The sequence below is a fragment of the Blautia sp. 1033sp1_1033st1_G9_1033SCRN_220408 genome (assembly GCF_040929965.1).
Classification (GTDB): domain Bacteria; phylum Bacillota; class Clostridia; order Lachnospirales; family Lachnospiraceae; genus Blautia_A; species Blautia_A ammoniilytica.
Window position 1 is genome coordinate 36,240 of record NZ_JBFKZO010000001.1, and the last position, 12,857, is coordinate 49,096.

The 12,857-nt window shown below is 45.1% G+C and carries 11 protein-coding genes; 8 read left to right on the forward strand and 3 right to left on the reverse strand.

The genetic code is table 11. The annotated features are described in order from the left end of the window. The first annotated feature begins 2 nt into the window (after positions 1 to 2). The 5 genes from AB5916_RS00180 to AB5916_RS00200 all read left to right on the forward strand — a co-directional run bounded on the left by AB5916_RS00180 (position 3) and on the right by AB5916_RS00200 (position 4,382). The gene (locus AB5916_RS00180) at positions 3 to 908 is read left to right on the forward strand and encodes an NAD(P)/FAD-dependent oxidoreductase (RefSeq protein WP_158419994.1); all 906 of its coding nucleotides are present in this window, start codon (positions 3 to 5) and stop codon (positions 906 to 908) included. Positions 909 to 1,001: 93 nt separating this feature from the next. Next, positions 1,002 to 1,301, forward strand: coding sequence for a thioredoxin (gene trxA, locus AB5916_RS00185; RefSeq protein WP_158419995.1), 300 nt, complete (start codon positions 1,002 to 1,004; stop codon positions 1,299 to 1,301). A gap of 14 nt (positions 1,302 to 1,315) precedes the next feature. Further along, positions 1,316 to 2,962 (forward strand): B12-binding domain-containing radical SAM protein, encoded by a 1,647-nt coding sequence (locus AB5916_RS00190; RefSeq protein ID WP_368188837.1) that lies wholly within the window; start codon positions 1,316 to 1,318, stop codon positions 2,960 to 2,962. Between the two features lie 140 nt (positions 2,963 to 3,102). Further along, a complete protein-coding gene (locus AB5916_RS00195; protein ID WP_368188838.1) occupies positions 3,103 to 3,822 on the forward strand; it encodes an AIR synthase-related protein in 720 nt (239 codons plus the stop codon). A gap of 59 nt (positions 3,823 to 3,881) precedes the next feature. Then, positions 3,882 to 4,382: a tRNA (cytidine(34)-2'-O)-methyltransferase gene (locus AB5916_RS00200; RefSeq protein ID WP_158419998.1), complete on the forward strand. Its 501-nt coding sequence runs from the start codon at positions 3,882 to 3,884 to the stop codon at positions 4,380 to 4,382. Positions 4,383 to 4,386: 4 nt separating this feature from the next. Here AB5916_RS00200 and AB5916_RS00205 read toward each other — a convergent pair whose 3' ends face one another. Genes AB5916_RS00205 through AB5916_RS00215 form a run of 3 tightly spaced genes read right to left on the reverse strand, consistent with a single transcriptional unit; the run spans position 4,387 to position 8,883 of the window. Further along, on the reverse strand, positions 4,387 to 5,790 hold the full coding sequence (locus AB5916_RS00205; RefSeq protein WP_368188839.1) for an ATP-binding protein: 1,404 nt from the start codon (positions 5,788 to 5,790) through the stop codon (positions 4,387 to 4,389). Beyond that, positions 5,787 to 6,488 carry a response regulator transcription factor gene (locus AB5916_RS00210; protein WP_158420000.1) on the reverse strand — a complete coding sequence of 234 codons (702 nt, stop codon included), beginning with the start codon at positions 6,486 to 6,488 and terminating at the stop codon, positions 5,787 to 5,789. Before AB5916_RS00210 ends, AB5916_RS00205 begins: the two co-directional genes overlap by 4 nt. A 13-nt stretch (positions 6,489 to 6,501) precedes the next feature. After that, positions 6,502 to 8,883: an endonuclease MutS2 gene (locus AB5916_RS00215; protein ID WP_368188841.1), complete on the reverse strand. Its 2,382-nt coding sequence runs from the start codon at positions 8,881 to 8,883 to the stop codon at positions 6,502 to 6,504. Between the two features lie 216 nt (positions 8,884 to 9,099). Between AB5916_RS00215 and AB5916_RS00220 the strand changes: the two genes are divergently transcribed. The 3 genes from AB5916_RS00220 to rlmD are packed head-to-tail and all read left to right on the forward strand — an operon-like array spanning position 9,100 to position 12,806. After that, positions 9,100 to 10,455, forward strand: a complete 1,356-nt coding sequence (locus tag AB5916_RS00220) for a S1C family serine protease (protein ID WP_368188843.1) — start codon at positions 9,100 to 9,102, stop codon at positions 10,453 to 10,455. A gap of 39 nt (positions 10,456 to 10,494) precedes the next feature. Beyond that, positions 10,495 to 11,442, forward strand: coding sequence for a 3'-5' exoribonuclease YhaM family protein (locus AB5916_RS00225; RefSeq protein WP_158420003.1), 948 nt, complete (start codon positions 10,495 to 10,497; stop codon positions 11,440 to 11,442). 5 nt (positions 11,443 to 11,447) lie between these two features. Next, positions 11,448 to 12,806, forward strand: coding sequence for a 23S rRNA (uracil(1939)-C(5))-methyltransferase RlmD (gene rlmD, locus AB5916_RS00230; protein WP_368188845.1), 1,359 nt, complete (start codon positions 11,448 to 11,450; stop codon positions 12,804 to 12,806). Positions 12,807 to 12,857: the final 51 nt, after the last annotated feature.

Genomic DNA, 12,857 nt, shown 5'->3' on the forward strand with positions numbered 1-12,857 from the left:
GCTTGGAAAAAATTGTGATCATAGGGGACGGACCGGCAGGGATTTCCGCTGCCTTATATGCAGCCAGAGGGAATATGGAGCCATTGGTGATCAGTATGGGAAGCAGTGCCCTTGATAAAGCCGAACTGATCCAGAATTACTATGGCCTGTCAAAGTCCATGACAGGGAAAGAACTTCATGAAACCGGGATTTCTCAGGCCAGAGAGCTGGGAGTCCGTTTTATGGAGGCTCAGGTTCTGGGAGTCAGCGGATTTGATACCTTTGAAATTAAGACAACGGCAGGGGATCTGGAAGCAGAATGTGTGATCCTGGCAACTGGCAGCCAGCGTAAGACCCCAGGGATCCAGGGATTGAAGGAACTGGAGGGCAGAGGTGTCAGCTATTGTGCAGTATGCGATGCTTTCTTCTATCGTGGAAAAGAGGTGGCAGTGCTGGGAAATGGAGAATTTGCTCTTCATGAAGCAGAAGAACTGGCACCCATGGCATCGAAGGTGACTATTTGCACCAATGGAAGTGCACCGGATTTTTCCGGAGAGGCAAAATTTCCTGTTAATACAGCAAAGATCCAAAAGATTCAGGGAGATGACCAGGTTACGGGGATTTGTTTTTCACCGGAGGTCAGTGCAATGGATACAGAATCTGCTCAGGCAAATATCCTTCCGGTGGCAGGCGTTTTTGTGGCTTCCGGAACTGCAGGCAGTGCATCCATTGCAAGGCAGATGGGGGCAGTCCTTACAGAAAAGGGCAATATACAGGTCAATGAAAATATGGAAAGTACCATTCCCGGACTTTTTGCGGCAGGAGATTGTACAGGCGGACTTCTTCAGGTGGCAAAGGCTGTTTATGAAGGCGCGAAGGCAGGACTTTCTGCGGTACAGTATGTGCGCACAAGAGCCAGGGATAAATAATAGAAGTACCAGTAAAGACCCAAAGTCTGCCGGATCATCTGAAAAGATAAGATTTACGGTATCACAAAAACAAACAATAAGGAGGAATGCTTTATGGTAAAGACAGTTACAGTACAGAATTTTGAAGAGGTAGTTCAGTCAGAGAAAACGGTTTTGCTTGATTTTTGGGCAACCTGGTGTGGTCCATGTATGCGTCAGGGGCCTATCGTGGAAGCACTGGGAGAAGAAGGCTTTGCAGTAGGCAAGGTAGATGTGGATGCACAGCCGGAACTGGCACAGAGATTCCGGATTATGAGTATTCCTACATTGATCGTTTTTAAAGACGGAAAAGAATACAAAAAAATGATCGGCCTTACATCTAAAGAAGAACTGAAGGCCCTTCTTCAGGAATAAAGGTCCAGACGGATATGAAGATCATTCTTGCTGCATGTAATGCAAAATACATCCATTCCAATTTGGCAGTATATGATCTGCAGGCTTATGCCAGGCAGTATCAGCAGCATATTCTTTTAAAAGAATATACCATCAATCAGCAGAAAGATGAGATCATGAAGGATTTATACGAGGAAAAGCCGGATGTGATCTGCTTTTCCTGCTATATCTGGAACATCTCGTTTGTAAAGGAACTGGCGGAAGACCTGAAAAAGGTGCTTCCGTCTGTACCTTTTTGGGCAGGCGGGCCAGAGGTATCCTTTGATGCAGAAGCCTTTCTTGCGGCCAATCCTGCATTTGACGGTGTGATGGTGGGTGAAGGAGAAGAAACCTTTCTGGAGCTTGCCGGATACTATGTGGATCATAGGAAAAGCCTGGAACAGATCCGGGGGATCGCATTTCGTAAAGAAAACCAGGTTCTCCATAATGGATGGAGAGAAATCATGGATCTTAGCAAGGTTCCTTTTCCATATAAGGATCTGCAGGATTTTGACCATAGGATCATTTATTATGAAAGCAGCAGGGGCTGTCCTTTTTCATGTAGCTACTGCCTGTCTTCTGTAGATAAAAAACTGCGATTCAGAAGCCTTGATCTGGTGCGGAAAGAACTGCAGTTTTTCCTGGATCATAAGGTGCCACAGGTAAAGTTTGTGGATCGTACCTTTAACTGTAAACATGATCATGCCATGGCAATCTGGAAATATATTGTTGAACATGATAATGGGGTCACTAATTTTCACTTTGAGATTGCAGCAGATCTTTTGCGGGAAGAAGAGCTGGAATTGATGGCCGCCATGCGTCCGGGACTGATCCAGCTGGAGATCGGTGTACAGTCTACCAATCTGCAGACGCTTGAGGCTATCCACAGAAAAACAGATTTTTCAAGGATATGCCAGATTGTGGAAAGAATCCACAGCTTTGGCAACATCCATCAACACCTGGATCTGATCGCAGGACTTCCATATGAGGATTATGACAGTTTTCATCATTCCTTTAATGATGTATATGCATTGCGTCCCCAGCAGTTTCAGCTGGGTTTCCTTAAGGTTCTGAAAGGGTCCCTGATGAAGCAAATGGAAAAAGAGTATGGCATTGTACATAAAGAAAAAGAACCCTATGAGGTGCTTTCCACTAACTGGATTACTTATGAAGATGTTTTAAATCTGAAAAAGGTGGAAAACATGGTGGAAGTGTACTATAATAGTGGACAGTTTGAAAATTCATTAAAATATGTGGAGACTTTGTTTTCTGACAGCTTTACCATGTATGAAGCTTTAGGCAGGTTTTATGAGCAAAAGGGATATGACTGTATTTCCCATAACCGGCTTCGCAGATATGAGATCCTTCTTGAATTTATAGAAAGCCTGAAGCAGGGAGATGTACAAAAAGGTGCAGATGCACTTGTGCTGGATCTGTACCTCAGGGAAAAGCTGAAAAGCCGTCCATCCTTTGCAAAAGACCAGAAAGCAGAGGAGAAAAAGATATGGGCATACCGAAAACAGGAAAATATTCCAAAGACAGCTCATATCCAGGTGTTTTGGGATGGAAGGGTTCTTTTGTTTGATTATGAGAAAAAGGATCCGCTTACAGGTAATGCACTGACAGAAGAAATCAGATTATAGGAGGTTCGATGTGATGGGAATGTTTGATCCGAAGAAAAGAAAACTGATCACTGCGGTGATCGCTATCATTCTTGTGCTGGCAATGGTGATTCCTACTGTGCTCTCTCTCCTGCTGTAAACAGGATAGGGGAGGAAAGCAGATGAAACTTAAAAAACAGGTCATGGAAGTGCTGCAGCAGGAAATAACAGGGAGACTGAAGCCAGGGGATGAACTGGTGGTTATTGGTGCTGTGGCTTTGGAAGGCACAAGACTTTTGGCGAAAGATAAAAAGACAATGCTGGAGATGCGCTTTTCCCAAGGGTTTATCCAGGATATGTTATACGCCAGGGAAAGATACGGTGTCCAGGATTTAACAGAAAATGGCTTTGTGTGGAAAATGGCAGAGGCAGCAGGGGCAGATGTGATCTATCCTATGGGTGAAGGCGGATTTTTAAGCGGCCTCTGGAAAGTAGCAGAGGTATCCGGCACAGGACTTGTGGCAGATTTCAGGAAGGTTCCCGTCCGTCAGGAAACTGTGGAATTATGCGAGGTACTGGATCTGAATCTTTACAGGCTGCGCTCTGATGGCGCCTTTCTGGCAGGTATCCCATCAGGAGAGGGACTGGTGAGAAAATGTCATGCGGCTGGACTTCCTGCTGCGGTGATCGGACAGGCAAATGCGGGAAATGACCGCCTGTTGTACAGCGGTGAGAATTTCCGTTATCTTGACCGTCCGGCAGAAGATGAACTATACCAGCTGGGAGTCAATCCCCCAGCTGATATAGCCTCCGGCAGGATTGCAGAGGTGCGCAGGAGAAGTATGTCATGCAATTGCATGACGCGCACCTCGCAGCAAGAATGCCGAGGCATTCTTGGATGATCCCCCGGCCAGCATTGTGAAATGCCAGGCTGGGGCTTTTTAAATAACAGGAGGATCCTATTATGGCTTTAAATATTGTATTACATGAGCCGGAAATACCGGCAAATACCGGAAATATCGGTCGTACCTGTGTGGCAACAGGTACCAGGCTGCATCTGATCGAGCCTCTTGGCTTTCATTTAAATGAAAAGGCTATTAAGCGTGCTGGGATGGATTACTGGAAAGATCTGGATGTGACCACTTATCTGAATTATGAAGACTTCCTGAAAAGAAATCCAGGAGCAAAGATTTATTATGCCACTACCAAGGCACCACAGACTTATACAGATGTGTCTTATGAAGAGGACTGTTATATTATGTTCGGAAAAGAAAGCGCAGGGATTCCGGAAGATATCCTGGTGGATCATCAGGATACCTGTGTAAGGATCCCGATGATAGGGGATATCCGTTCCCTGAACTTAAGCAATTCTGTGGCCATCGTGCTTTATGAGGCATTACGTCAGCATGATTTTTCCCATATGAATCTGCAGGGGCATCTAAGAAATTACGAATGGAAATAGGCCATCAGGCCTTTTCCAGAGTAAAGATAAACTCTGTTCCAATGCCTTCTGTACTGACCACATCAATATTCTGGTCATGAGCATTGATGATTTCTTTTACAATGGAAAGACCAAGTCCGGTACCTTTCCTGTCTTTTCCACGGGAAACGTCTGTTTTGTAAAAACGATCCCAGATCCTGGAAAGACTATTCTTGGGGATTCCACAGCCATGGTCTTTTACGGAAATAAACACACGGTCATTCTTTTCTGTGGTTTCTACTTCAATGGAGGATTCATCATCACTGAATTTTACTGCATTGTCCAGAAGATTGTATAGTACCTGCTGAATCTGTTCCATATCTGCATTGACAAACAATTCTGTACCTGAAAGGATTAATTCCAATCGGATCCGGTGTTTGGTACATTCTCCCTCAAAAGCTTCTGCTGTTGTTTTGATGGTCTGATTAATATCGAATTTCTGTTTATGCATGATCCGCTTCTGCACGTCCAGATCATTCAGGGTAAGCAGGCTGCGTGTAAGCTTCTCCAGCCGATTAGCTTCAAAAGAAATGATATTTAAGTATTTGCCCTGCATTTCCACCGGGATGGTCCCATCCAGCATAGCTTCCACATAACCTTTGATAGATGTAAGAGGAGAGCGGAAATCGTGGGAGATGTTGGCAATAAAATGTCGCTGGTATTCCCCATTCCGATTCAGCTTTTCTGCCATATAATTCAACATATTGGCAAGATAACCCATTTCGTCATCAGAGGTAACAGGGATTTTGTAAGATAGATTGCCTCCTGCAAATTCAGTAGTACCACGAATGATCTGGGATAAAGGCCTTTGCACATGCCAGTGGTAAAGCAGCAGTAAAAGCAAGGTGGTCAGGTAAATACACAGAAAAAGGATTTGCATGATCTTAAGGAGCCCGCTGCGGTTCTGATAAAGGAAACGCATCTGATAATGGATGGCCACATAGCCTTTTGTTGACATATCAGCTGTGATGGGGACGATCACGCTCAGCCTTGGGGAAGAGAAAAAACCATAAAAATCCCCTATCTGATAATAGCTTCCGCCCCAGGCTGTAGGATCAAAGGATTTTACAGGGGCTGGGAAATTGGAGGCTGTTTTATCTGTGTTTACAATAATTTCATTCTGATTGTTCAGGATCCAGATTTCCGTATCCTGGGCTATGGCTATAGAGGTCAGGCTTTCCTGTATGGTATCCAGATTGTAACTGGAAATATTATGAGTCACTGTTTCATTGGAGGCAATGGAAACTGCCTCCTGGTAAAAGGACTCACTTAAGGAGTGTTCCAGATGCTTTTCAATGAGACGGGAACCGCCACCGGTTACCAGCAGAAAACCGGTAATGCCAATCAGGATGTAACAGAAGATAAATTTTCTGGACAGAGAAGCTTTCATTCGCTTTTTACCTCAAATTTGTATCCGATTCCCCACACAGTTGCTATGGACCAGCTGGGGTGATCTTTGATCTTTTCACGGAGACGCTTGATGTGAACATCTACGGTACGAGTATCACCAATATATTCATAGCCCCAGATATGGTCAAGAAGCTGTTCCCTGGTAAAAACCTGATTTGGGGAGGATGCCAGGAAGTAAAGCAGTTCTAGTTCCTTGGGGGGCATATCCACCTGCCGTCCCATATAGGTAACAGAATAATTGGTAAGGTTTACTGTAAGGTCAGGATAGCTTACACTTTTCTCGTTGGAAGGGACGGCAGGAGATTTTACATTAAATCTGCGGAGTACTGCCCGGATCCTGGCTACCAGCTCCTTGGAATCAAAGGGTTTGATCACATAATCATCTGCACCAAGCTCAAGGCCAAGGACCTTGTCAAAGGTCTCTCCTTTTGCAGACAGCATGATAATGGGAATATCAGATACATGACGGATCTCACGGCATACCTGATAGCCGTCAATCCCAGGCAGCATCAGATCCAGCAGGATCAGATTGGGGTGGAAGGCATGGAATTCCTTTAAAGCCTGCTCTCCGTCATTGACGATCTTTGTCTCGAAGCATTCTTTTGTAAGATACAGGGCTACCAGCTCTGCAATATTGTTGTCATCATCTACGATCAGGATTTTCTGTTTGGATGCCATTTCATTTCTCCTTTCACTTCTTGAATTCAACAATAGTTACACCTGCATCTCCCTCGCCAAATTCACCCAGGCGATAGGATGCAACCCGTTTATTACGTCTCAGGTAATCGTGTACTCCCTTACGCAGGGCTCCGGTACCTTTGCCATGGACAACTCGTACTTTGCTTAGGTGGGCAAGGTAAGCATCATCCAGATATTTATCCAGGATTGCAATGGCTTCATCAACAGTTTTGCCAAGCAGATTAATCTCTGTGGAAACACTGGAGGACTTAGACATGCGGATCTTTCCTGCACCGGTTTTCTGAAGTGCAGAAGAGGAGATCACAGGCTCGTCTACCAGTTCCAGATCTGAAATATGAACCTTGGAACGGATGATCCCGGTTTGTACGAAAAGAAAGCCTTTGGAATCCGGACGGCTGCTGATGGTACCGGTCAGGTTCATGCTCAGGATCCGAACCATATCTCCAAGGGAAAGATCTTTGGCAGAAAGCTTTTTCTTCGGTTCCTTCGGCGCAGCCTTGATGGAAAGTGCATTGTCCGCTTTATCCATTCTTGCCCGGATATTCTGGCGTTCTTTTTCGACTGCTGCAGTATCCACATGGTCTTTCTGAAATTTATGGAAAAGCTTCATGGTCTGATCTGCATATTCCTTTGTTTCTGCCAGGATACGTTTGGCTTCCTCGTTGGCATTTTTCAGTATCTTGTCCCTGCGCTCATCCAGCCTTTCCTGTTTGGTTTCCAGTTGTTTTTTCAGTGCTTCGATCTGTTCTTTGTATGCCTCGATCTGTGCACGTTCGTTTTCAATAGTTACTCGGCTGTTTTCCAGGGAAGTAAGTACATCCTCAAAAGATTCATCCTGTTCGCTGATCTGCTGCTTTGCTTTTTCAATGATAAAATCAGGCAGCCCAAGCTTGGAAGATATGGCAAACGCATTACTTTTGCCGGGAACACCGATCAACAGCCGATAGGTAGGACGTAAGGTTTCTACATTAAATTCACAGCAGGCATTTTCTACACCAGGGGTACTTAAGGCATATACCTTCAGCTCGCTGTAATGGGTGGTAGCCATGGTACGAATCCCTTTTTCATGAAGATAAGAGAGAATGGAAATGGCAAGTGCAGCTCCCTCTGTAGGGTCTGTACCTGCTCCAAGCTCATCAAAAAGCACCAGGGAATCACTGTCTGCTTCCTTCAGGAAAGAGACTACATTGGTCATATGGGAAGAGAAGGTACTTAACGACTGTTCAATACTCTGTTCATCCCCAATATCTGCATACACCTGATGGAAAACGGAAAGCTGGGAGCGGTCCATGGCAGGGATATGAAGACCTGCCTGCCCCATCAGGGTAAGAAGTCCTGCAGTTTTCAGGGAAACAGTTTTGCCACCAGTATTAGGACCGGTCACTACCAGAAGATCAAAATCATCCCCAAGGCGCAGATCAATAGGAACTGCTTTTTTGCGGGGAATGAGAGGATGCCGGGCCTGCTTCAGCCGGATCTTATGCTCTGTATTGAAAATGGGTTCAGTTCCATTCATATCCATGGCAAGGGATGCTCTGGCAAAAATGAAATCCAGCTGTACCATGATCTCCAGGTCATCCCGGATCTGATCTGTATAGGCAGCAGTCTGGTTGCTTAACTCTGCAAGGACTGCTTCAATTTCTTTTTGCTCCTGAAGCTCCAGCTCCCGGATATCATTATTCAGCTTTACAATGGCCATAGGCTCAATAAAAAGGGTAGATCCTGTGGAGGACTGATCATGGATCATTCCCGGAACCTGTCCCTTATATTCTGCCTTTACAGGAATACAATATCTGCCATTACGCATGGTGATCACTGCATCTTGCAGATAGTTTCTTGCACCTCCGTTGACCAGGGAAGTAAGCTGGGTGTGGATCCGGTCATTGGCAATCTTCATGCTGCGGCGTACCTTCAAAAGACCGGGACTGGCACTGTCGCTGATCTCGTCCTCGGACAGGATACAACGGCGGATCTCTGCAGAAAGAGGAGTAAGAGGGGAAAGCTGTTCAAACATTTCATCCAGTGAATCTGCCGGATGGTCACCTCGTTCATTCCGGGAGTAAGCTTTTACCCTGGATGTGTTCTCCAAAAGGCTGCAGATAGACAGAAGCTCAATGATCCCAAGTGTACTGCCGATCTCCAGGCGTTTCAGTGAACCACGCACATCTTTTACACTTCCAAAAGAGATGCTTCCTTTCTGGAAAAGACGGGACAGTGCATCCCGTGTCTGAGCCTGCATAAGCTGTATCTGTACAAGATCTACGGAAGGGAGCAGATCCCTGCAAAGCTCTTTTCCAAGAGGGGAGGAAGCCTTCTCCGTAAGCAGCTGTATGATTTTATAATATTCAAGAGATTTTAATGCTTTTTCGTTCACGTAAATACATCCTTTTTTAAAATTATTATATTTGGAGATTTCATAACTGTGAGGGTAATGAATAGTTGCGAAATTCTTTATGCAACTCTGACTTTATTTTACATGATTTTATATCGGATGAAAAGGAAAATGTGAAAAATTATTCATGAAAAGTTCACACTTTCCTGATAAAATACATAAGTCTAAGTTTTGTAATGCACAGGAGAACAGCACATTATGGGAAAGGACATGAACATAAAGCCAGAAAATGAAGACTATCAGTTTATGAGAGAAACCATTAAGAAAAGACCTAACGATCGCAGGCGCTTGTTCAGAAAGGGCCTGATGCTGTTTATTGGCGGAGTCTTTTTCGGATTGTGTGCGGCAGGTGCTTTTGCCTGGGCATTGCCTGAGTTTGCAGAGCGTTTTGCAGAAGAGAAGGGACTTGTTTCTGCTGTGAAGCTGACCACCACTGCATCTTCAGATGGGCAGGCTGAGACAGAGGAAAAAGAGAATACAGTATCAAATACAGATTTAAATACAGATTCATATACAGATTCATATACAGATATACAGGGTGGAATCGGTCTTACACAGGATTCCAGCAGTCTTGAGAAAGCTACAGATCCGCTGATCAAATATCAGCAGATTTACCGAAGAGTTCTGGATGTGGCCAAGAAGCCCAGAAAGGCATTGGTGAGAGTGACAGGCATATCCGGACACTCTGATCTTCTGGATGCTTCCATTCTTCGCTATGAAGAGGGGGAGGGGATCATTTTTCTGGAAAGCAGTTCCTGTATTTATATATTGACGAACTGGGAGCCATCTGAGAAGACCAGCAGCCTGCAGGTTACATTTGCAGATTCCAGCACTGCCAGGGCTCATTTATGTCAGACAGATGATGCAACCGGTCTGTCTGTTATGTGGGTTCGCACATCTGAGCTTTCAGACAGTACCAAGAAGGCAATTTCAGTGGTTTCCCTTGCACAGTCTTTTGCACCGGAGCAGGCAGAACCTGTGATCGCTATTGGCAGTCCTTCTGGGGAGTTTGATGGAGTGCTTTATGGCATAGTTACTTCAACATCAGGAAGGTTTTCAGCGGCAGATACAGAGTACCAGCTGATGATTACCGATATCCAGGGATGTATAAGCAGCAAGGGTGTACTGATAAATACAAAGGGTGAGATCGTAGGTGTGATCAAAAAGAATATCAGGGAGGATGTGAATGTGATCCAGGCATTTTCCATTGCACAGCTTCGGCCCCGTATTGAGCAGATGATCAATAAGCAGGCACCCCGTTATCTTGGCATATATGGTGTCAGCATTCCAGCGGCAAAGGCAGCCAGCCTTGGTATTTCAAAGGGCATATACATAGAGAAAGTTGACAAGGATTCACCGGCTATGGCGGCTGGTATCCAGCGAGGTGATATTATTACTGCACTGGACGACAGTCCGGTAAGTGATATGCAGGAATATAGTACATATCTTCAGAGCTGCGAAAACGGTTTGGAGATCAGTATGCAGATCTCCAGGTACAGCGGGGACGGAGAACTGGGGAAAGTAGAACTTACCGTTAAGGTAAATGAAAAATAGGCAGGATCAATAGAGGCCTGGATCAGAAAGAGGCAGAACATGCGTTATATTAATGAGTTACACGAAGGCGACAGGGTAAATGGAATATATCTTTGCAAACAGAAACAGTCTGCAATGACTAAGAATGGAAAACCATACGAGAACCTGATACTGCAGGATAAAACAGGTGTGATCGATGGAAAGATCTGGGATCCCAATTCCAACGGGATCGATGATTTTGACGGACTGGATTACATTGAGATCATCGGAGACGTGACCAGCTTTGCAGGAGCCATGCAGCTGAATATCAAGCGGGTACGCAGGGCGTTCCCTGAGGAATACGATCCGGCTGATTATCTTCCGGTAAGTGAGAACAGCACAGATGACATGTATCATCAGCTGGTATCTATGATTGACAGTGTGAAGAATACATATCTGTCTGCACTTCTTCATAAGCTGTTTGTGGAGGACAAAGATTTTTTAAAGTCTTTTGAGGAGCATTCCGCTGCCAAGACAGTTCATCATGGTTTTATTGGCGGTTTGATGGAGCATACATTAAGCGTGACCAGGCTTTGTGATTATATGGCAGGTGCATATCCGGTGATAAAGAGAGATCTTCTGATTACGGCTGCCCTGCTTCATGATGTAGGCAAGACCAGGGAACTTTCTTCCTTTCCATTGAATGATTATACGGATGAGGGTCAGCTTTTGGGGCATATTGTGATCGGTGCGCAGATGATCCATGATCTTGCAAAGGAGATCCCAGGATTTCCGGTTGATCTGGAGAACCAGCTGGTCCATTGCATTCTGGCTCATCATGGAGAACTGGAATACGGCTCTCCCAAGAAGCCAGCGCTTGTGGAGGCAGTTGCACTGAATCTTGCTGATAATACAGATGCAAGGATGGAAACTCTGACAGAGGTATTTGCTGCAGACAAAGGAAAGAAAGAATGGCTGGGCTTTAACAGGATTTTTGATTCCAATTTAAGAAGAACAGGAGACATGTGATTCATATGGAATATCGCAAGAATGATCTGGTAACATTGAAGATTGAGGATTGCGGCGTGGACGGTGAAGGCATCGGGAAAGCAGATGGCTTCACCGTTTTTGTAAAGGATGCTGTGATCGGGGATACAGTAAAGGCAAAGATTATCAAAGCTAAGAAGAATTATGGCTATGGAAGGCTGATGGAGATCATCAAGCCTTCTTTATTCAGGACAGAGCCAGAATGTGCATTCGCCAGACAGTGCGGAGGCTGTCAGCTGCAGGCCCTTACTTATGAGAAGCAGCTTGAATTTAAAGAAAAAAAGGTTAGAGGTCACCTGGAACGGATCGGAGGTTTTACCCAGATTCCCATGGAGCCTGTCATAGGGGCAGAGCATCCTTTCCATTACAGGAACAAGGCACAGTTTCCTGTGGGGATGAATAAAGAAGGCAGGATCATTACCGGTTTTTATGCAGGCAGGACCCATACCATTATTGAGAACAGAGACTGTGCCCTTGGAGTAAAGGAAAACAAGCAGGTGCTGGATTTAGTGATCGATCATATGGAAAAATACGGGATCCAGCCTTATGATGAGGTGACAGGCAAAGGTCTTGTCCGTCATATCCTGATCCGTTATGGATTTTTTACAGGACAGATCATGGTATGTGTGATCGTTAATGGGGACAGGCTGCCAAAGGCAGAGATCTTATCTGGGCAGCTTCAGCAGATCCCGGGAATGACCAGTATTTCCATCAATATCAATAAAAAACGTAATAATGTGATCCTTGGGGACAGGCTGGAAGTTTTGTGGGGCAAGCCATATATTGTGGATAAGATTGGAGATATTTCTTATCAGATCTCCCCATTATCCTTTTTTCAGGTAAATCCCTATCAGACAGGGAAGCTGTATGCAAAAGCACTGGAATATGCACAGCTTAAAGGAGAAGAGAATGTGTGGGATCTGTACTGCGGTACAGGAACCATTTCTCTTTTCCTTGCCCAGAAAGCCAGATTTGTTCGTGGGGTGGAGATCATACCGGCTGCCATTGACAATGCCAGGGAGAACGCAAGGCTGAACCATATGGAGAACCTGGAGTTTTTTGTTGGAAAGGCAGAAGAGGTACTTCCAAGGGAATATGAAAAGAATGGCACATATGCAGATGTGATTGTGGTAGATCCGCCGAGAAAGGGATGTGATGCTCACCTTCTTGATACGATTCTGAAGATGAATCCCAGCCGTGTGGTATATGTAAGCTGCGACAGTGCAACCCTTGCCCGTGATCTTCGGTATCTGTGTGACGGGGGCTACAGATTGGAGAAGGTCTGCCCTGTGGATATGTTCCCAAATACCGTGTCGATAGAAACTGTATGCTGCCTGAGCAGGTAAAAGCAGAACTTGCAAAAATTCATATTTTCCATATTTCCGTTTCTTTTTGTC

Bases quoted from the DNA above. Each gene is read 5' to 3' on its own strand.
- trxA (WP_158419995.1), top strand. From the start codon at position 1,002: ATGGTAAAGACAGTTACAGTACAGAATTTTGAAGAGGTAGTTCAGTCA.
- AB5916_RS00190 (WP_368188837.1), top strand. From the start codon at position 1,316: ATGAAGATCATTCTTGCTGCATGTAATGCAAAATACATCCATTCCAAT.
- AB5916_RS00195 (WP_368188838.1), top strand. From the start codon at position 3,103: ATGAAACTTAAAAAACAGGTCATGGAAGTGCTGCAGCAGGAAATAACA.
- AB5916_RS00205 (WP_368188839.1), bottom strand. From the start codon at position 5,790: ATGAAAGCTTCTCTGTCCAGAAAATTTATCTTCTGTTACATCCTGATT.
- AB5916_RS00210 (WP_158420000.1), bottom strand. From the start codon at position 6,488: ATGGCATCCAAACAGAAAATCCTGATCGTAGATGATGACAACAATATT.
- AB5916_RS00220 (WP_368188843.1), top strand. From the start codon at position 9,100: ATGGGAAAGGACATGAACATAAAGCCAGAAAATGAAGACTATCAGTTT.
- AB5916_RS00225 (WP_158420003.1), top strand. From the start codon at position 10,495: ATGCGTTATATTAATGAGTTACACGAAGGCGACAGGGTAAATGGAATA.
- rlmD (WP_368188845.1), top strand. From the start codon at position 11,448: ATGGAATATCGCAAGAATGATCTGGTAACATTGAAGATTGAGGATTGC.